This window comes from Micrococcus sp. CS26, assembly GCF_055522295.1.
In genome coordinates, this window is the sequence record NZ_JBVFVY010000003.1 from 18360 (window position 1) to 37442 (window position 19083).

General features: G+C 74.9%; 19 protein-coding genes and 1 riboswitch. Of the genes, 4 read left to right on the forward strand and 15 right to left on the reverse strand.

Going from position 1 to position 19083, the window contains the following annotated elements; all coding sequences use genetic code 11:
* The first annotated feature begins 44 nt into the window (after window positions 1-44).
* A complete protein-coding gene (locus ACZ1IK_RS01875) occupies window positions 45-287 on the forward strand; it encodes an RNA-binding S4 domain-containing protein (protein ID WP_036317588.1) in 243 nt (80 codons plus the stop codon).
* Between the two features lie 52 nt (window positions 288-339).
* Here the strand turns inward: ACZ1IK_RS01875 and ACZ1IK_RS01880 are convergent, their stop codons facing one another.
* The gene (locus ACZ1IK_RS01880) at window positions 340-1032 is read right to left on the reverse strand and encodes an alpha/beta hydrolase (RefSeq protein ID WP_134377310.1); all 693 of its coding nucleotides are present in this window, start codon (window positions 1030-1032) and stop codon (window positions 340-342) included.
* Window positions 1033-1111: 79 nt separating this feature from the next.
* Here ACZ1IK_RS01880 and ACZ1IK_RS01885 point away from each other — a divergent pair, with 79 nt between their 5' ends.
* Window positions 1112-2005, forward strand: a complete 894-nt coding sequence (locus tag ACZ1IK_RS01885; protein ID WP_101967291.1) for an SGNH/GDSL hydrolase family protein — start codon at window positions 1112-1114, stop codon at window positions 2003-2005.
* Between the two features lie 74 nt (window positions 2006-2079).
* Here the strand turns inward: ACZ1IK_RS01885 and metX are convergent, their stop codons facing one another.
* Together metX and ACZ1IK_RS01895 are read right to left on the reverse strand one after the other, a co-directional pair.
* Window positions 2080-3210, reverse strand: coding sequence for a homoserine O-acetyltransferase MetX (gene metX, locus ACZ1IK_RS01890; protein WP_101967292.1), 1131 nt, complete (start codon window positions 3208-3210; stop codon window positions 2080-2082).
* On the reverse strand, window positions 3207-4574 hold the full coding sequence (locus tag ACZ1IK_RS01895) for an O-acetylhomoserine aminocarboxypropyltransferase/cysteine synthase family protein (protein ID WP_101967293.1): 1368 nt from the start codon (window positions 4572-4574) through the stop codon (window positions 3207-3209). The genes metX and ACZ1IK_RS01895 overlap by 4 nt, the downstream gene beginning before the upstream one ends.
* Before the next feature lie 130 nt (window positions 4575-4704).
* Window positions 4705-4820: riboswitch (SAM riboswitch) on the reverse strand.
* Between the two features lie 177 nt (window positions 4821-4997).
* Here ACZ1IK_RS01895 and ACZ1IK_RS01900 point away from each other — a divergent pair.
* The gene (locus ACZ1IK_RS01900) at window positions 4998-5633 is read left to right on the forward strand and encodes a VOC family protein (protein ID WP_101967294.1); all 636 of its coding nucleotides are present in this window, start codon (window positions 4998-5000) and stop codon (window positions 5631-5633) included.
* A gap of 18 nt (window positions 5634-5651) precedes the next feature.
* Here the strand turns inward: ACZ1IK_RS01900 and ACZ1IK_RS01905 are convergent, their stop codons facing one another.
* Entirely contained in the window at window positions 5652-6548 is an 897-nt protein-coding gene (locus ACZ1IK_RS01905) for a CPBP family intramembrane glutamic endopeptidase (RefSeq protein WP_101967295.1), read from the reverse strand.
* A gap of 144 nt (window positions 6549-6692) precedes the next feature.
* Between ACZ1IK_RS01905 and ACZ1IK_RS01910 the strand changes: the two genes are divergently transcribed.
* A complete protein-coding gene (locus ACZ1IK_RS01910) occupies window positions 6693-7769 on the forward strand; it encodes a phosphotransferase (protein WP_135019706.1) in 1077 nt (358 codons plus the stop codon).
* Window positions 7770-7784: 15 nt separating this feature from the next.
* Here ACZ1IK_RS01910 and gatB read toward each other — a convergent pair whose 3' ends face one another.
* The 11 genes from gatB to ACZ1IK_RS01965 form a co-directional block, all read right to left on the reverse strand.
* Window positions 7785-9290, reverse strand: a complete 1506-nt coding sequence (gene gatB / locus ACZ1IK_RS01915) for an Asp-tRNA(Asn)/Glu-tRNA(Gln) amidotransferase subunit GatB (RefSeq protein ID WP_465098262.1) — start codon at window positions 9288-9290, stop codon at window positions 7785-7787.
* Complete coding sequence (gatA, locus tag ACZ1IK_RS01920) at window positions 9287-10903, reverse strand: Asp-tRNA(Asn)/Glu-tRNA(Gln) amidotransferase subunit GatA (RefSeq protein ID WP_465098263.1); 1617 nt, start codon at window positions 10901-10903, stop codon at window positions 9287-9289. Before gatA ends, gatB begins: the two co-directional genes overlap by 4 nt.
* A gap of 8 nt (window positions 10904-10911) precedes the next feature.
* Window positions 10912-11208 (reverse strand): Asp-tRNA(Asn)/Glu-tRNA(Gln) amidotransferase subunit GatC, encoded by a 297-nt coding sequence (gene gatC / locus ACZ1IK_RS01925; RefSeq protein ID WP_002854348.1) that lies wholly within the window; start codon window positions 11206-11208, stop codon window positions 10912-10914.
* Between the two features lie 204 nt (window positions 11209-11412).
* Complete coding sequence (locus ACZ1IK_RS01930) at window positions 11413-11937, reverse strand: GNAT family N-acetyltransferase (RefSeq protein ID WP_036317337.1); 525 nt, start codon at window positions 11935-11937, stop codon at window positions 11413-11415.
* The gene (locus ACZ1IK_RS01935) at window positions 11934-12416 is read right to left on the reverse strand and encodes a hypothetical protein (protein WP_465098264.1); all 483 of its coding nucleotides are present in this window, start codon (window positions 12414-12416) and stop codon (window positions 11934-11936) included. Before ACZ1IK_RS01935 ends, ACZ1IK_RS01930 begins: the two co-directional genes overlap by 4 nt.
* The gene (locus ACZ1IK_RS01940) at window positions 12413-13330 is read right to left on the reverse strand and encodes an inositol monophosphatase family protein (protein ID WP_465098265.1); all 918 of its coding nucleotides are present in this window, start codon (window positions 13328-13330) and stop codon (window positions 12413-12415) included. Before ACZ1IK_RS01940 ends, ACZ1IK_RS01935 begins: the two co-directional genes overlap by 4 nt.
* Entirely contained in the window at window positions 13327-15720 is a 2394-nt protein-coding gene (gene ligA / locus ACZ1IK_RS01945) for an NAD-dependent DNA ligase LigA (RefSeq protein ID WP_060973933.1), read from the reverse strand. Before ligA ends, ACZ1IK_RS01940 begins: the two co-directional genes overlap by 4 nt.
* Before the next feature lie 40 nt (window positions 15721-15760).
* Window positions 15761-16519 (reverse strand): PP2C family protein-serine/threonine phosphatase, encoded by a 759-nt coding sequence (locus ACZ1IK_RS01950; protein WP_020625514.1) that lies wholly within the window; start codon window positions 16517-16519, stop codon window positions 15761-15763.
* An 11-nt stretch (window positions 16520-16530) separates the two neighbouring features.
* The gene (locus tag ACZ1IK_RS01955) at window positions 16531-17661 is read right to left on the reverse strand and encodes an adenylate/guanylate cyclase domain-containing protein (RefSeq protein WP_069941776.1); all 1131 of its coding nucleotides are present in this window, start codon (window positions 17659-17661) and stop codon (window positions 16531-16533) included.
* Window positions 17658-18185, reverse strand: a complete 528-nt coding sequence (locus ACZ1IK_RS01960; RefSeq protein ID WP_465098266.1) for a PH domain-containing protein — start codon at window positions 18183-18185, stop codon at window positions 17658-17660. The genes ACZ1IK_RS01955 and ACZ1IK_RS01960 overlap by 4 nt, the downstream gene beginning before the upstream one ends.
* Before the next feature lie 30 nt (window positions 18186-18215).
* Complete coding sequence (locus ACZ1IK_RS01965; protein WP_063188775.1) at window positions 18216-19052, reverse strand: biotin--[acetyl-CoA-carboxylase] ligase; 837 nt, start codon at window positions 19050-19052, stop codon at window positions 18216-18218.
* Between the last annotated feature and the right edge of the window lie 31 nt (window positions 19053-19083).

The window sequence follows — 19083 nt, forward strand, 5'->3', positions numbered from 1 at the left end:
CGCGCCGGTCGATCCCGTCCAGCCTACCGGCCATGATGGACACCATGACCGAGACGAACGCACCCGACGCCCAGCCCCTGCCCATCCGTGACGAGTCCATCCGCCTCGGCCAGGCGCTCAAGCTCGCCTCCCTCGTGGAGGACGGGGCCATGGCCCGCGACGTCGTCACCGACGGGCTCGTCACCGTCAACGGCGCGGTGGAGACGCGCCGCGGCGCCCAGCTGCACGACGGGGACGTCGTCGAGTTCGCCGGCGAGGCGTTCGTCGTCCAGGCCGGGCAGGCCTGAGCCGACGCCCCGTCGGGCGGCCGCGGCGCCGTCGTCGAGCGTGTCCGGTGCGTCAGCCGCGGGGCGGCACCATGTGGGCGAGGTACTCCTTCACGTGGCCCAGCTCCTGCTCGTTGATCGCGTGGCCGAGCCCGGCGTAGACGATCTTCATGAGGTCCACGTGGGCGTTCAGCCAGGCATGGGTCTCCTCGACCCGGGGCTCGGAGATGATCGGGTCCTCCTGGCCGCGGCCCCAGAAGACCTTCGGTCGGACGCGGGCGACGTCGTCGTCGCGGGTGAACAGCTCACGCAGCTGCGGCTCCGCGAGCTGCGGGTCCACCACGAAGCCGGACAGCGCCACGGTGCACGCGTAGGCCTCCGGGTCCAGGCGCAGCAGCGACGTGGCCATGGCCATGCCCTGTGAGAAGCCGAGCAGGGAGACGGTGCGGAAGTCCCCGCGCACGGCCTGCACCCAGGCGTGCAGGGCCTTGACGGCCTCGCGGACCGGCTCGGCGGTGGAGCCCAGCTCCCCCGTGACCGGGTCTTGGGAGAGCGGGAACCAGGCGTGGGAGCCCGGCTGCAGGGGCAGGGGCGCGCGCACGGCGGCCACCGTGACGTGCTCGGGCAGGTGCGGGACGAGGCCGAACAGGTCGTCCTCGTTCGCGCCGTAGCCGTGCAGGACGATCAGCAGGTCCTCGGTGCGCTCGCCCTCGGGGCGGGACCAGCGGACGACGGGCTCGACGGCGGGGGTGGGGTTCGCGTTCACGCCCGCCAGCCTAGCGAGCGGCGCGGTCACCCCACCCGGCGGTTGACCCCTCCCGCGCGACGCGGGCAGAATCCTACCCGTGGGCAACCCATCCTCCTCCCAGCCTCCGCACGCCTCCGACGCGACCCCGGTCGACGACCCCGCCGCCCATCCGTGGCGCCGCTACGTCGCCATCGGGGACTCGTTCTCCGAGGGCATCGGCGACCCGGACCCGGACCGCCCCGGCTACCACCGCGGCTGGGCCGACCGCCTGGCGGAGGAGCTCTCCCGCCTGACGCCGCCCGGTGAGGACCTGGCCTACGCCAACCTGGCGGTCCGCGGGAAGCTGCTGGACCAGATCGCCGAGGACCAGGTGGAGCCGGCGCTCGCCCTGCGGCCGGACCTCATCAGCGTGTGTGCGGGCGGCAACGACATCCTGCGCGGCGCGGACCCGGACGAGATCGCGGTCCGGTTGGACGCCGTCGTCGAACGCCTGGCCTCCGACGGCGCCACCGTGCTGCTGTTCAACGCGACCGACGTGAAGGGCACGCCCGTCATCGGCCGCATCCGCGGCACCGTGGCGATCTACAACGAGAACGTGCGCACCATCGCGCTGCGGCACGACGCCCTGGTGCCGGACATGTGGTCGCTCAAAGACCTCGCCCGGCGGGAGATGTGGGCCGAAGATCGCCTGCACTTCTCTGCGCTCGGCCACCACACGATCGCCGCGATGGTGCTGGACACCCTCGGCGTGGAGCACGGCCTCGAGCACCTGCGCCTATCCCCGCCGGCGCCGCGCACCTGGCGCGAGGCCCGCGCGTCGGACGCCGCGTGGGTGCGCACGCACCTGGCGCCGTGGGTGGCCCGCCGTATCCGCGGCGTCTCCTCCGGCGACGGCGTCACGGCCAAGCGCCCCGTCCCCGAGCCGCTCTTCGGCGCGCCGATGCCGCAGGGCTCGGACCACACCGAGTCGCTGAACGTCGTCGAGCCCTGAGCCCGGCCGGCGGGGCCGGTGGCCGTTTCCCGAACGACAGTGCCGCGACACGCCGCCGTTTCCCGAACGAAAGCTCAGAGGGCGAGGGTGCGCTTGAGCGTGTCGGCCACCTGGCCGTATTCGGTGAGGAACCCGTCGTGGCCGATGGGCGAGGTGATCGTGTGCACCGGCGGCCGCGCGGGCAGCGCCGCCGCGAGCGCCTCGGACTCGGCCGGCAGGTAGAGCCGGTCCGAGTCGACGGCGGCCACGAACGCCCGGCCCCGGTAGTCCGCGAGCGCCGCCGCCACGCCGCCGCGCCCGCGCCCGACGTCGTGGCCCATGAGGGCCTCGGTGACCACGAGGTAGGAGTTCGCGTCGAACCGGTCGGTGAGCTTGGCCGCCTGGTGGTCCAGGTAGGACTCCACGGCGTAGCGCCCGCGCCCGCCCGGCACCCCGACGACGGCGCCGAACGGGTCCTCGACGCCCTGCGGTTCCCGGCCGAACCGCTGGCCGAGCTCGCCCGCCGTGCGGTAGGTGGTGTGGGCGATGCGCCGGGCGATGCCCAGGCCGGCCACGGGGCCGGGGCCGGGGTAGTAGTCGCCGCCCTGGAAGTCCGGGTCGAGGCGGATGGCCGCCGTCTGCGCCTGCCCCCACGCGATCTGGTCGGCGGAGGAGGCCGCGGTGGCGGCCAGCACACCCACCCCGGCGACGCGCGCGGGGTGGGTCGCGGCCCACTCGAGGGCGCGGGCCCCGCCCATCGATCCGCCGATCACGGCGCGCCAGGCGCCGATCCCGAGGTGGTCGGCCAGGCGTCGCTCGGCCTCGACCGCGTCCCGCAGCGTGAGGAACGGGAACCGGGAGCCCCAGGGCCGCCCGTCGGGGGCCGGCGTCGAGGGCCCGGTGGAGCCGTGGCAGCCGCCGATCATGGCGGGGGCGACCACGAACCACCGGTCCGTGTCCACGGCGCGGCCCGGGCCGACGAGGGCGTCCCACCAGCCCGGCGTCGGGTCCTCCTCGTGCGCGGCCACGTGCGCGTCGCCGGTGAGGGCGTGCAGCACGAGCACGGCGTTGGCGCCGTCGGCGGCGAGGGTGCCCCAGGTCTCGTAGGCCAGCTCGACGTCGGGCAGCAGCCCGCCGGTCTCGGTGCGCAGCTCGCCGACCCGCAGGCGGTGGCGGCCGCCGCGGGGCAGCGCGGTGCGCGACGGACGCGTGGCGACGGCGGTCATGCCCGCTCCCCCGCGTCGTCGTCGCCGCGGCGGGCGGCGGCCGCGAAGCCGCGCTCGAGGTCGGCGAGGATGTCCTCGATGTCCTCCACGCCGAGCGAGAGCCGCACCAGGCCGGGGGTGACGCCGGCGGCGCGCTGCTCGTCGTCGGCGAGCTGGGAGTGGGTGGTCGAGGCCGGGTGCACCACGAGCGAGCGGACGTCGCCGATGTTGGCCACGTGGTGGTGCAGGGTGAGCCCGTCCACGAACGCGGCCCCGGCCTCGCGGCCGCCCGCGATCTCGAAGGAGACGAACGCGCCCGCGCCCTTCGGCAGGTAGCGCTGGGCCCGCTCGTGCCACGGGCTGGACTCCAGGCCGGCGTAGACCACGTGTTCGACGTCGTCGCGGCCCTCCAGCCAGCGCGCCACCGCGGCCGCGTTGGCCACCTGCCGCTCCATGCGCAGGGACAGGGTCTCCAGGCCGAGGTTCACCAGGAACGCGTTGAACGGGGAGATGGCCGAGCCGTAGTCGCGCAGCAGCTGCACGCGCGCCTTGAGGATGAAGGCCAGGTTGGCGCCGAGCGGCGAGCCCACCCCGAGGTCCCGCGCGTAGACGAGGCCGTGGTAGGACTCGTCCGGCTCGTTGAAGCCGGGGTACCGCTCGGCGTGCTGCGCGTAGTCGAACGTGCCGGCGTCGACGATCACGCCCGCGATGGCCGCGGCGTGCCCGCCGAGGTACTTCGTGGCGGAGTGGGTGACGACGTCGGCGCCGTGCTCGATCGGTCGCAGCAGGTACGGGGTGGCCAGCGTGTTGTCCACGATCAGCGGCACGCCGGCCTCGTGGGCGGCGTCGGCGACGGCGCGCACGTCCAGGACGTCGCCGCGCGGGTTGCCGAGGGTCTCGCCGAAGAACGCCGTGGTGTTCGGCCGGACGGCGGCGCGCCAGGACTCGAGGTCGTCCGGGTCGGTCACGAACGTCGTCTCGACGCCGACCTTGGCGAGGGTGTGCTTGAACAGGTTCTGCGTGCCGCCGTAGAGGCTGGCCGAGGCGACCACGTGGTCGCCGGCGCCGGCGAGGTTGAGGATCGCGAACGTCGTCGCCGCCTGACCGGAGGCCAGCAGCAGCGCGCCCACACCGCCCTCGAGCGCGGCGATCTTCTCCTCCACCGGGCCCTGCGTCGGGTTGCCGATGCGGGTGTAGAGCGGGTCGAGGTCCTTGAGTGCGAACCGGTCCGCGGCCACCTGGGCGGACGGGAAGTCGTACGAGGTGGTCTGGAAGATCGGCAGGGCGGTCGCACCGAAGGCGTGCTGGCCGACGGCGACGCCCGCGTGGACCTGCGCGGTGGAGAAGCCCCAGGCGTCGGGGGTCGGGGTGGTCTGGTCGGTCATGGCGGACCCTCCTGAGGGGTTCAGGGGCCGGACGCCGCCGCCCCGCCCGCCGGCCGACGTGCCGATCCGGGGACCGGCGTCGTCGAGGTGCCGGAGATGACCCGGCGCCGTCGAGAGGGGCCGTGGGATCGGCCCGCGCTTGCCGGCATCCGTTGTGGGGCCGGCCTGGTCGTCACCCGGGGCACCCCACCGCGGAAGGAGGGTTGCCGGTCAGCATGCCGGGGCCTGTTGCTGACTCTCGTGACCGTGCCTCCGAGTGTAGCCCGCCGCCCCGCCACGATTTCGTCACGCGTGTCACCCGCGGATACGCTCTCCGCACGGGGCGCCCGACCCGTCAAGGGCTCGACGCCCCGCGACTCGCACCAGGTCAACCCCCGGGGCAGCCCGGGAACGGAGAGGAACAGCGCAGTGCACACCTGTCGCATGGACCACGTGTCCTACGCCGCCGGCCCCGAGGGCCTGGACGCCACGGTCGCCCGCATCGCCGAGACGCTGGGCATCGAGCGGATCAAGGGCGGTGTCCACCCACGTTTCGGCACCCAGAACGCGCTCTTCCCCATGACGGAGGGGCAGTATCTGGAGGTCGTCGAGGCCCTGGACCACCCGGCCTCCCTCAGTGCGCCGTTCGGCCAGCTCGTGCGCGCCCGCACCGAGCAGGGCGGGGGCTGGATGAGCTGGGCCGTGGCCACCACGGACATCGGCCGGTTCGAGCGCCGCCTCGGCCGTGAGGCCGTCCCCGGCAACCGTCGCTTCCCGGACGGCCGGGAGCTGTCCTGGCGGCAGATCGGCGTCAAGGGAACCCTCGCGGACCCGCAGCTGCCGTTCATCCTGCGCTGGGCCGACGGTCAGGAGGACATGCACCCCTCGCAGGCGGCCGAGCCGCAGGCCACCATCGAGCGCCTGAACATCGCCGGCTCCCCCGAGCGCCTCGCCGAGTGGCTCGGCGACGACGAGGACGGCCAGGTCCAGGACGTGAACATCGAGTACGTCGCGCCCTCCGGCACCCCGGGCATCGTCTCGGTCACCTTCCGCACCCCGAAGGGCGAGGTCACGCTCTGAGCGCGGGGGCGGGGCCGCTCAGCCGAGCAGCCCCGCCCGCGCCAGCAGCGGGTAGCCGACGAACCCGACGGCGTCCAGCAGCGTGTGCGCGATGACCAGCGGCATCACCCGGCGCACCCGCAGGAACACGAGCGCGAACACCACGCCCATCAGGGCGTTGCCCACGCCCGGCCCGATCCCCTGGTACAGGTGGTACGCCCCGCGCAGCAGCGCGAGGGCGAACACCACCACGGCCGCGCGGGTCGGCAGGTACAGCCCCTCGGCGCTCACCCACGACGACGGCACGGCCGGCGCCGGATCGTGCGCCAGGCCCGCGGCGCGCAGCCGCTGCAGATACCCGAGCCGGTCGACGAGCCAGGCGCCCACGATGACCTCCTCCAGCAGTCCGTGCCGCAGCGCGGAGAGCAGCAGGACCGGCACCTGGTACCAGCTCTCCCCGAGCGCCGAGCCGACGATCGCCGTCGTGATCCCTAGGGCCCGGCCGGCGGCGTAGACGCCGAGCGTGCCCAGCCCGATGGCCGCGAACAGGCCCAGGCCCCAGGCCAGGTCGCGGCCGGGGCGGCGCAGGTCGAGGCCGAGCACCCGGAACGGGTTCCGGCCGCGCAGGTGCATCAGGTGCAGCACGAGGGCCACCGGCACGAGCGCGAACCCGATGCCGAGCAGCTGGTAGGTCAGATCGAAGGCCCAGCGGTCGGCCAGGGCCGGGTTGAGGACGGTGGTCTGCTCGCCGAGCGGGGCCTGGGTGGCCTTGTCGATGAGCTGGACGATCGCGTAGACCGCCGACTTCCCCAGGGAGAGGCCGAGGACGATCGCGATCTCCCACCGCACCGTGCGCGCCGAGGGGGCGGGCAGCGCGGGGGCGGGTCGGACGGCCGGGCCGGCCGGGGTGCGGGACGTGCGCGGGGTGGCGGGCATGCCCCCCAGTATCCGCCCGCCCCCTCTCCCCCCGGGCGCTTTCGAACGTGAGGGAGGGCCTATCTCCCGTTCGAAAGTCCCCATTCCCCCGATGTCACGTTCGAAAGTCCGGGAGGGGGGCGGAGGGAGGGTTAGCGTGGTCGTGTGGTCTCCCCGCCTGCCCCCAGCGAGCTCGAGCTGGTCCACCGCGCCCTGCAGCACCTCCGCCCCGGCCTCGACCCCGCTCTCGCCCGCCGGCTCCGCACAGCCGACTGGGCCGCGGCGTCCGTGGAGGAGGGCGGGCAGTTCCACCGCGTGCTCGTGCTCGAGGACGTCGGCGTCCTCCGGATGACGCGGGCCCACGAGGTCGGCGCCGCCCCCGCCGCGCGGTGGGCGCCCGAGCGGGACCCCGCAGCGCACCTGCCCCGGCGCCTGGCCCTCCTCGACGGGCTCGCCGCGGCCCTGGCCGAGCGCCGCGTGCCGTGGACCGTGCCGATCGCCCTCTCGGATCCCGTCTCCGCGGGCCCGGGCGCCGCGGTGCTGCAGCGCTTCCTCCCGGGCGGCCCGCACCCGCCGCACGAGGGCGATCCGGCCGTGCTGCGCGGCGTCCTCGACGACCTCGCCGCCGTGGACGTCACCGACCCGCGGATCGCCCCGCACCTCGGCCGCCCGTTCGCCTTCCGCGGCCCGTGGACGCCGGAGCGCGCCCGGCACGTCGCGGCGCTGCCGGGGGCGGTCGCCGCGCGCCTGGGCGCGTGGGAGGGGCACGACGTCGACGCGCGGCTGGGCGCCGAGGCGTGGCCGGACGCGGTCGCCGCCGTCACGGACGCCGTGACGGCGTGGACCGCCGCGCCGCCCGTGCCGCCGTCGCTCGTGCACGGCGACCTGGCCGGGCACAACATGCGCTGGCGCGCCGTGCCCGAGGACGAGGACCCGCGGGCCCCGCTGCGCTGGGCGCTGGCCGGGGTGCTGGACTGGGACTTCGCGTGCGCGTGGGACCCCGCCCTCAACGTCGCCTACCTGGCGCTGTGGCACGGCGAGGAGAAGGTGCCCGACCTGGCCCGGGACGCGGCCGAGGCGCGCCGGGCCCGCGTGTGGCTCGGGGCGATGGCCCTGGAGACGCTCGACGACGCGGCGGCCCGGGACGCGATCGTCGGCGGGCTGGCCGCGGGGTCCTGGCGGCGCCTGCTGCGCAAGACCCTGCCCCGCGTGGCGCGGGCCCTCACCGCCCTGGACGGCTGAGGGCCCGCGCGGTCGTCAGGACACGCCCAGGCGCTCCAGGACGATCTCGCGGACGCGGCCGGCGTCGGCCTGCCCGCGGGTGGCCTTCATGACCGGGCCGATCAGGGCGCCGACGGCGGCCATCTTGCCGCCCTTGATCTTCTCGGCCACGTCCGGGTTGGCGGCGATCGCGGCGTCGACGGCCTCCGTGAGCGCGCCGTCGTCGGACACCACGGCCAGGCCCTTCGCCGAGACGACCTCCTTCGGGGCGCCCTCACCGTCGGCCACGAGACCGAGCACCTGCTTGGCGATCTTGTCATTGATCGTCTTCGCGGCGATCAGCTCCTCGATCTCCACCACGTGCGCCGGGGTGATCCCCAGCTCGGCGACGGCGACCTCGCGGACGTTCGCCAGGCGGGCGATCTCGCCCATCCACCACTTGCGGGCGGCCGCCGCGGAGGCGCCGGCCTCCACGGTCGCGACGATCTCGTCCAGGACGCCGGCGTTGACGACGTCGCGGAACTCCTCGTCCGAGAAGCCCCACTCGGCCTTGAGCCGCTTGTTCCGCACGGCCGGCAGCTCGGGCATGGCCGCGCGCACGCGCTCGACCCACGCGGCGTCCACGTGCACGGGCACGAGGTCCGGCTCGGGGAAGTACCGGTAGTCGTCCGCGTCCGACTTCGGGCGGCCCGAGGTGGTGCTGCGGGTGTCCTCGTGCCAGTGGCGGGTCTCCTGCGTCACGGTGCCGCCCGCGGCGAGCACCGCGGCCTGGCGCTGGATCTCGTGGGTGACCGCGTGCTGCACGGCGCGCGTGGAGTTCACGTTCTTCGTCTCGGTGCGGGTGCCGAACTCGGTGGCGCCCTTGGGCATCAGCGAGACGTTCGCGTCGCAGCGGACGTTGCCGCGCTCCATCCGCGCGTCGGAGATGTCGATGGCCTGCACGATGTCCCGGATCGCGGTGACGTAGGCGCGGGCCAGCTCGGGGGCCCGCGCACCGGCGCCGACGATCGGCCTGGTGACGATCTCGATGAGCGGCACGCCCGCGCGGTTGTAGTCCACCAGCGAGTTCGCCGCGCCCTGGATCCGGCCGGAGCCGCCCACGTGGGTGAGCTTGCCGGCGTCGTCCTCGAGGTGGGCGCGCTCGATCTCCACGCGGAACACCTCGCCGTCCTCCAGCTCCACGTCCAGATGGCCGTCGAAGACGATCGGCTCGTCGTACTGGGAGGTCTGGAAGTTCTTCGGCGTGTCCGGGTAGAAGTAGTTCTTCCGCGCGAACCGGCAGGTCTCGGCCACCTGCGCGTCCAGGGCCACGCCCAGGCGGATCGCGTACTCCACGACCTCGCGGTTGAGCACCGGCAGGGTGCCCGGCAGGCCGAGGTCGAGCGGGGTCACGTTGGTGTTCGGCTCATCGCCGAACGCGTTGGGCGCCGAGGAGAAGATCTTCGTGGCGGTGTTCAGCTCCACGTGCACCTCGAAGCCCAGCACCGGGTCGAAGCGCTCCATCGCCTCCGCGAAGTCCATGGTCTGTTCTGCGTGGCTCATGCCCGGCCTCCTGCCGTGGTCGCGGTGGTGGCGCGCTGCGCGCCCTTCTCCAGCTCGGGGGCCTCGGCCCACACCGGCCCGCCCCGGCGCTCGGCCACGAGGCGTTCGAGCGCGGCGCCGGCCTCGTACAGGCGGGCGTCCTCGCGCGCGGGCGCCATCAGCTGCAGGCCGTAGGGCAGCCCGTCGACGACGCCGCCCGGCACGGACATGCCCGGGACGCCGGCGAGGTTGGCCGGGATGGTGGCCAGGTCGTTGACGTACATGGTCATCGGGTCGTCCGTCTTGGCGCCCAGCTCGAACGCCGGGGTCGGCGCGGTGGGCGTGAGGAGGACGTCCACCCGCTCGAAGGCGCGGGCGAAGTCCTGCTGCACGAGCGTGCGGACCTTCTGCGCGGAGCCGTAGTAGGCGTCGTAGTAACCGGCGGAGAGCGCGTAGGTGCCCAGGATGATGCGGCGCTTGACCTCGGCGCCGAAGCCGGCGGCGCGGGTGGCGCCCATGACCTGCTCGATCGTGCCGCCGCCGTCGGGCACCACGCGGTGGCCGTAGCGGACGCCGTCGAAGCGGGCCAGGTTGGAGGAGGCCTCCGAGGGCATGATCAGGTAGTACGCGCCGAGGGCGGCGTCGAAGCTGGGGCAGGAGACCTCCACGATCTCCGCGCCGGCCTCACGCAGGGCCGCGACGTGCTCGTCGAAACCGGCCCGGATGCCCGGGTGGAACGCCTCCGCCGGCAGGTCCGTCACGACGCCGACGCGCAGCCCCGCCAGGTCGCGGCCGCGGGCCGCGGCGGTCAGGTCCGCCGGCGCGTCGGCCAGGGACGTGGAGTCCTGCGGGTCGTGGCCGCCGATGACCTGCTGCAGCGCCGCGGCGTCGGCCACGGTGCGGGCGGCGGGGCCGATCTGGTCCAGCGAGGAGGCCATGGCGATGAGGCCGTAGCGGGAGACCGCGCCGTAGGTGGGCTTCACGCCGACCGTGCCGGTGAACGCGGCGGGCTCACGGACGGAGCCGCCGGTGTCCGAGCCGAGGGCGAAGGGGGCCAGGAAGGCGGCCACGGCGGCCGCCGACCCGCCGCCCGAGCCGCCGGGCACGCGGTCCGCGTCCCACGGGTTGCGGGTGATGCCGAACGCGGAGTGCTCGGTGGAGCCGCCCATCGCGAACTCGTCGAGGTTGGTCTTGCCGAGGATCGGCAGGCGGGCCTCACGGAGGCGGGCCACCACCGTGGCGTCGTACGGGCTGAGCCAGCCCTCGAGCATGCGGGAGGCGGCCGTGGTCGGCTGGCCGCGCGTGACGATGTTGTCCTTCACGGCCACGGGCACGCCGGCCAGCGGGTGCAGGGCGTCGGCCTCGGGGCCGCCGGCGGCGCGGATCGCGTCCACCTCGGCGGCGACGGCGAGGGCCTCGTCCGTGTTCACGTGGAGGTAGGCGCGCACGCCGCGGTCGCCGTCGGCGTCGGCGCGCACGTCGCCGTCGTGGACCGCGATGCGGTCCAGGTGGGCCTGGACGAGCTCCACGGAGGTGGTGGTGCCGGCGCGCAGGCGCTCGGCCATCTGCAGCGCGGTGAGCCGGACGAGCTCGTCGGCGCCGAGGGTCGCGTTCACGTCGAACGTCTCGGTCATGGGGGTGATCACTCTCCGTCCAGGATGGCGGGGACCTTGAACTGGCCGTCCTCGGAGTCCGGCGCCTGGTCGAGGGCCTCCTCCTGCGTGAGCATGCCGGCCGGCACGTCCTCGCGGAACACGTTCTCCAACGCGATGGGGTGGGACGTCGGCGTCACGTCGTCGCCCGCGGCGGCCTGGACCGCGGAGACGTGCTCCAGGATCTTCTCCAGGTCGCCGGACATCGTGTCCAGCTCCTCGTCGGTCATCCGGATGTGGGCCAGGCGAGCCAGATGCTCCACCTGATCCCGGGTGATCTCAGGCATGGATCTCCTCGTGTGACGGGTCGGGGCGGGGTGGACGACGCCGGCGCGGCGGCGGCCACATCGGGGTCGAGTCTAGTGCCGGGGCCTGCCCGGCCGCCGCCACCGCTTCGAGGCGGGAGATCCACCCCACCGCGGCGCTCCGGGCCCGCATGACAGGGATTTCCCGCCCCGAATGGGGTCCCGGTGCCGACGTCCCGCCCGGGGTCAGTCCAGCGCGAGCCGGTAGACGAGGAACGGGCCGGTCTCGTCGGCCGGGTCGAGGTCCGGCACCACGTCCGCGAGGAACCAGTCCCGCTCCGGGACGCGCACGAAGCCGGCGCGCTCGTACATCCGGTGGGCGCCGGTCATGGAGGGCATGGTGGTCAGCACGACGGCGTCCACGCCCTCCTCGGCGCGGGCCCGCGCCACGATCTCGGCCAGCAGGGCGCCGCCCACCCCACGGCGGTGGAACCGCGGGTGCACGGCGAGCATGCGGAACTCGTACTCCCCGTCACCGGAGGTCTCGGCCAAGGGCGAGCCGGGCGGGGTGAGCACCACGGACCCGGCCACCTCGCCGTCGACCTCGGCCACGAGCACCTCCGCGCGGCCGGCCCGGTCGGCCACGTCCATGAGGGTCTTCACGTAGGCGTCGTCGGGGGCGATGTGGCCGCCGTCGACATAGGACGCCAGGGTGAGCTCGGCGACCGCCTCGTGGTCCTCGGGGCGCAGCGGGCGGACGAGGGCGCTCATGCGTCACCTCCGGTGCGCTGGCGCAGCGTGTCCTTCAGGCGGGCGCGGGTCGCGTCCGTGGCCACGACGTAGTCGCGCCGACGCAGCCAGGCGGTGGGCACGGCCTGGTGGGGGTGGCCGTCGCGCGCCTCGTGCAGCCCCTCGAGGAACGTCGCGGCCGCCGGCTCCTGCCAAATGTTCACCCAGTAGGCGCGCTCCCGCTCCTGCGCCGTCAGTTCCTTGACCAGCCGCCTCGTGAACGAACAGCCCGGCCGCCAGAACACGACGACGCCGCCGCGCTCGACGTGCGCCTGCGCGCCGGCGAACGGCCGCGAGCGGACCCGGACCGCCCACCGGTACGTGACCGCGTAGCCGGCCAGGACGAGCCCGGCCACGATCATGCCGACCTGCTGCAGGCGCGTCCCCGCGATCATGAACGTCAGTCCGCCGGCCACGAACAGGACCGGGTAGAACCACGGGTCTCCGACGATCCGCCTCATGCCCTCTCCCCCGTCACGGCGGCCAGGGCGGACCCGTCCACGTCGCCGGCCACCATCCAGTCAGGATGTGCCGTGCCGTCCGCCGAGGCGGGCCGCGTCACCGCGACGCCGGCCTCCTCCGCCACCAACGCGCCGGCGGCCCAGTCGTACTCCTGCGTGCCGAACTCGGCGTACGCGTCCAGGGTGCCGTCCGCGACCATGCACAGGTCCAGCGCCGCCGAGCCGATCCGTCGCACGTCCCCGAACGCGGGCAGCAGGGCCGCGAGCGCCCGCACCTGCAGGGCCCGGCGGGCGGGGTCGTAGCCGAAGCCGGTAGCGAGGAGCCGCCCCGAGCGTCCCGGCACGGGGCCGGTGAGCCGCACGGGGGCGGCATCGCGGTCGGGCACGTCCACGCCCGCCGTCGTCGCGTCCGCGGTGCTGAAGGCGCCCCGGCCCGCGCTCGCGAACCAGGTGCGCCCCAGCGCGGGCGCCGCCACGACGCCGGCCAGCCAGCGTTCGGTGCCCTCGGCCACCCCCAGCAGGTCGGCGGTCTCGGCGTCCACCGGGCCGGTGACGGCCACCGAGGTGCAGAACTGCGGAAGCCCGCGCACGAAGTTCGTGGTGCCATCCAGCGGGTCGATGGACCAGCGGTACCCGGACGGCTCGGCCGGACGGGTGGCGCCGTACTCCTCGCCGGTGATCTCGTCCGAGGGGCGGTAGCCGGCGACGACCTCCCGGACGGCCTGCTCGGCGCGGCGGTCGTAGTCGGTGACCCAGTCGGAGCCGGAGGACTTCGTCTGCGCGCCGATCTCCTCGATGCCCAGCGGGACGGCCGGGTGGTGACCGGTCCAGCGCCGGGCCAGGACGTCCGCGCCGGCGCGCGCGGCGGCCTTGGCGACCACGAGCAGGCCCGGGACCGTGGTGCGCGCGCTCATGCCGAGGCCTCCCCCTCTGCGGCGTCGTCGGTGGCGTCGTCCGTGCCCGCCGGGCGCACGGCGTCCGGGCCACCGGCCAGCAGCGCCGTGAACCCGGCCTCGTCCAGCACGGGCACGCCGAGGGACTGCGCCTTGTCCAGCTTGGAGCCGGCGGCCTCGCCGGCCACCAGGAAGTCGGTCTTCTTGGACACGGACCCGGAGGCCCTGCCGCCGCGCACGAGGATCGCCTCCTTCGCGGAGTCGCGGGAGAAGCCCTCGAGCGAGCCGGTGACCACCACGGTCAGGCCCTCGAGCGTGCGCGGGGTGGACTCGTCCTGCTCGTCCTCCATGGCCACACCCGCCGCGGCCCAGCGGTCCACGATCTCCCGGTGCCAGTCCTCGGCGAACCACTCGATGAGCGCGTCCGCGATGATCGGACCGACGCCGTCGATCTCGGCCAGCCGGTCCCGGTCGCCGGCCTCGGCCGCCGCGCGCAGCGCCGCCATCGAACCGAACGCCGTGGCCAGCGAGCGGGCCGCCGTCGGGCCCACGTGCCGGATGGACAGCGCCACGAGGGTGCGCCACAGCGGCTGGGACTTGGCCTTCTCGAGCTCGTCGAACAGGCGGAGCGTGTTGGCCGTGGGCGCGGACGGCTTCTTCGCGGTGCCGGCGGTGAAGAAGTACGGCTTGAGCGTGAACACGCCCGAGGGCACCATGCGGCCGTCCACCTTCGTACGGCCCTCGCGCCACACGCGGACCTCGCCGAGGGAGCGCTGCAGGTCCGTCAGCCCGTCCTCGCCGCGGGGGCCCGTGATCTCCTCCGGCGTGCCGGAGGCGAGGTCGAAGATCTGCGCCTCCGCCGTGATGGGGCCGGGACCCTCGGGGCGCACCTGCCCCTCGTGCTCGGCCGGGTCCTCGCCGGGGCCCTGGACGAGCCAGCGGGCGGCCTCCTCGCCGAGCGCCTCCACGTCGAAGGCGCCGCGGCTGGCCAGGTGCTCGACGCGGCCGGCCAGCTGGGCCGGGCAGGAGCGGGCGTTGGGGCAGCGCAGGTCCACGTCCCCCTCCTTGGCCGGGGCCAGCGGCGTGCCGCACGAGGGGCAGTGCGCGGGCATGACGAACTCGCGCAGCTCCCGGCCCGCCTCGATCGCCTTCTCGCGCAGCGGCAGCACGGGGCCCACGACCTCGGGGATCACGTCCCCGGCCTTGCGCACCACCACGGTGTCCCCGATCAGCACGCCCTTGGCCTTGACCACGTCCTGGTTGTGCAGGGTGGCCAGAGAGACGGTGGACCCGGCCACGGTGACCGGCTCCAACACCGCGAACGGGGTCACCCGACCGGTGCGGCCCACCGAGACCGCGATGTCCCGCAGCAGCGTGTGCACCTCCTCCGGCGGGTACTTGTACGCCGCCGCCCAGCGGGGCACGCGGGAGGTGTGGCCGAGGTAGCGCTGGTCCGCGAACGCGTCCGCCTTCACCACGATGCCGTCGATCTCGTGGATCAGCTCGTGCCGGCGCCGGCCGTACTCCTCGATCACCGCGACGACGGCGGCCAACGCCTCCTCGTCCGCACCCTCCACCACGCGGGTGTAGGGGCTCACGGGCAGGCCCCAGCCCGCGAGCGCGTCGTACACCTCGTGCTGGGACTCCAGTCCGAACGCCTCGACAGAGCCGATGCCGTGCACGAACATGGCCAGCGGGCGCTGCGCGGTGACGGCCGGGTCCTTCTGACGCAGGGCGCCGGCGGCGGCGTTGCGCGGGTTCGCGAACGGCGTCTGACCCTCCTCGGCACGACGCGCGTTGAGCTCGGCGAAGGCGGCGGAGGACATGAACACCTCGCCGCGCACCTCGAACTCGGCGGGCCAGCCCTCGCCGGAGAGCTCGTGCGGGATGTCCCCGATGGTGCGCACGTTGGCGGTGACGTCCTCGCCCGTGACGCCGTCGCCGCGGGTGGCGGCCTGCACGAGCCGCCCGTCCCGGTAGCGCAGGGCGACGGCGAGCCCGTCGATCTTCACCTCCACGAGCCAGCGGGGCGCCACGCCCGGTCGCACCTGCGTCAGGGCCTGCGCCGCGCGGCGGAACCAGACCTCGAGCTCCTCGATGGAGAACAGGTCCTCGAGCGAGTACATGCGGGCCCCGTGCCGGACGGGGGCGAACGCCTCCGAGACCTCGCCGCCGACCTCCTGGGTGGGCGAGTCGTTGGCCACGAGCTCGGGGTGCAGGGCCTCGAGGTCCTCGAGGCGGCGGTACAGCGCGTCGTACTCGGCGTCCGAGATCTCCGGGGCGTCCCGCTGGTAGTAGGCGGTCCGGGCGGCGCGGACCCGCTCCACGAGGTCCTCGTACTCCTCCCGCAGGTCCGCGGCGGGGATGTCCTGCGGATCGGGCTGGGCGGCGGATTCCTTGGGGGTGCTCACCCGGCCCAGCGTAGTCGGCGTCCCGGACGGCGCACCCGGGTCAGGGGATGCGCACGAGCACCGCCGTGATGTTGTCCCGGCCGCCGCGCCACAGGGCGGCGCCGATGAGCTTCTCGAGGGCGTCCTCGAGGGTGTCGGCGTCGTCGATCAGCGCGCGGATCTCCTCGTCCAGCAGCTCGCCGGTCAGGCCGTCGCTGCACAGCAGGACGAGGTCCCCGGAGGCGAGGGGGACCTCGGCCACGTCCACCGTGAGCGCCTCGCGCGAGCCGAGCGCGCGGGTGATGACGTTGCGGCGCGGGTGGACGCGGGCTTCGGCGGGGGTGAGCTCCCCCGCGTCGACGAGCATCTGGACCGCCGAGTGGTCCACCGTGAGCTGCTGGAGCACCGGCGAGCCGACGGGCCGCAGGTACACCCGGGAGTCGCCGACGTTCGCCACGGCCCAGCGGCCGCGCTCCGTGTCCAGGCAGGCCAGGACGGTCAGGGTGGTGCCGGAGCGCCCCAGCCCGGCCTCGACGACGGCGGCGTCCGCCTCGTGGATCAGGTGGCCGAGCTCCTGGGGCGTGTGGGCCGTGCCCGGGGCGAGCACCTCGGGGGCGCGGCGGCGCAGGGTCTCGATCGCGGCGGCCGAGGCCACCTCGCCGGCCTCGTGCCCGCCCATGCCGTCGGCCACGGCGGCGAGCACCAGCGGCTCCCCGACGAGGGTCCACGCGTCCTCGTTCAGGTCGCGGACGGCGCCCACGTGGGTGGCGCCCGCGGCCTGGGGCCGCGGCGCGGACGGGGTCTCGGGGCGGGGGTCCACGGGGTCCTCGATCAGTCGGCGAGCAGGGTCTGGGCCGACCCGTCCAAGAGCAGGGAGGGGCGGACCTCTCCGAACCCGCGGACGATCCTGGGCGGCTGCGGGACGAGCACGAAGCGCTCGTCCCGGGACAGGGCCGCAGCGGTCATGGCGTCCACGAGCACGGTACCCGGATCGGCCAGGGACGTCAGCCGCGCGGCGAGGTTCACGGTGGGCCCGTAGATGTCCCCCATGCGGGAGAGCACCCGTCCCCATGTCAGGGCGACGCGCGCCGAGGGCAGCTCCTCGTCCGCGGCGATGGTCTCGGCCAGGGAGAGCGCGATCGCGGCGCCGGCCTCGGGGGTCTCGGCGTTGAACATGACCTCGTCGCCGATGGTCTTCACGAGCCAGCCGCCGCCGGCCGAGATGGTCTCCGCGGCGAGGGACTCGAAGCGCAGCACCATGCGGGCCAGCGTCCGGTCGTCCATGGTCCGGGAGAGCGTCGTGTAGGAGACCATGTCCGCGAAGCCGACGGCGCGGGCCAGCGGCAGCGGCGCATCCGACTCGGAGCCGTCGCGGCCCTGGGCGCTGGCCGCCAGCCCGGCCTCCACGCGCACGGTCAGGCGCTGGACGGCGCGGTTGAGCTGGCGCCGATAGACGATCCGCATGGCCTTCTCGAGCGGTCCGACCATGTCCGGGAGCATGTCGACGACGGCCCGCCGTGCCTCCGGGTCCGTCAGGCCCTCGGAGGCGATCTTGTCCTCCACGAGCGCCTCGATCTGCCACACCACCATGCGGTCCGTCATCTGCCCGATCGAGCGGGCCAGCGAGATGGCGGTGTCCTCGTTCAGCGTCCCCGAGCGTACGAGCGTGAGCACGGACTCGAACGCCTCGATGTCCGCCTCGGTGAAGGCCTTGTGCCCCTCCGGCGACGTCGGATAGCCCAGCGCACGCCAGATCTTCCGGGCGGAGGCCATCGAGACGCCGAGGCGCTGCGCCACCTCCCGCGAGGTGTAGGCGCGCGGGCCCACCACCAGGCCGGCGTCGAGCGTGCGCATCGCGCTCGTCCAGCCGGCGGGCCGTGCCTCGGCGTCGCGGGCGGTCGTGTCCTCGGCCGGCGGGACGATCGGCAGCGGTGCGGTGTCCGGTGTCTCCGGACGGCTCATCGGAGGTCTCCTGTCGGGACGGGGGCGGGCCAGGTCGCGGCGCGGGCCTGGCGGGTCAGGTGAGCCAGGGCCTTCTCGAAGCGCGCGGCCTCGGGGACGTCACGCAGCCGCCAGTGGACCTGGCGGGCGGGCTCCTGGAAGAGGATGTGCAGGTCTCCGGCACCCGAGCCGCGGCGGCGCCGCTGCACGTCGGCGATGGACACGAGCGGCATGGCGGCACCGGAGCCGCCGACGCCGGCGCCCTGGAGGATGCGGCGGTCGGTGAGCACGGTGCGCCGGAAGACCCAGCGCCACAGCGGGCGGACGGTGCCGGGGAGCAGGACGAGCGCCGCGACCACCCACGCGGCCGCCTCGAGCACGGCGCGGTTCGCGGCGACGATCCCGGGCAGGTCGGGGCGTGCGAGCACGCCGACGGCCAGGCCGAGCAGGAACGCGACGGCCACGAGGACCGCGGCCGGGCGCAGCAGCGCGCGCGGGTGGGTGCGGGTGCGGACCATCACCTGCTCACCGGGCTCGAGTCGCACGGCGGTCACCTCCTGACCGGGACGGGTGTGTCATGCGCCGCGATGGACGTCTCCGCGCAGGTGGGCCACGTCCCCCGCACTGACCTCGGTCTCGATTGTGCCACGGTCCGGTGTGACGCGCTTCACGCGCAGGGTGCCACCGGGGCCGAGGCCCACGGCCGTGCCCTCCAGCACGCCGCCGCCGGGCAGCTCGGCGCGCACCGCGCGGCCCAGCGTGGAGAGCCGGTCTGCCACGGCCGCCACGGCGGGGTGGCGTCCGTCCACGGCCGCCGTCTGTCCCGCCACGCCCGCCGCGAAGCGGTCCACGGCCGCCACGACGGCGTCGCGCAGCTCGACCGCGAGGTCCCGGGGGGCGGGCACGGCGTCCGCGCCGATCCACTCCGCCAGGTCCGTGGCGGTGTCCACCGGGGCGGCCCCGCGGTGGTCCAGGTTCACGCCCATCCCGACGACGACGCCGGGCCCCTTGCCGTCCGAGGACAGCGCCACCGTGGCCAGCACGCCGCACAGCTTGCGCCCGTCGGTGGCGAGCACGTCGTTCGGCCACTTCACGTGCGTCGGGACGCCCCGGGCCGCGAGGCGCTCGGCGACCGTGGCGGAGGCGACGAGCGAGAGCCAGCTCAGGTGGGCCGGGGAGACCGGCACCCCGCCGGACTCGGGACGCAGGTACACGGACAGGGCGAGCGCCGCCCCCGGCGCGGCGCTCCACACGCGGGAGTGCCGTCCCCGGCCGGCCCGCTGGTCCGCGGTGGCCACGGCCGCACCGTGCCGGTGCCCCTCGCGGTCCAGCCGCGCGAGGAGTTCATCCTGCGTGGAGCCGGCGGAGTCCAGCCAGGTCAGGTCCGGTGTGGGGGCGTCGTCGGGGTGCATGTCCCTAGATATACACGGCGTTCCCGGGGGC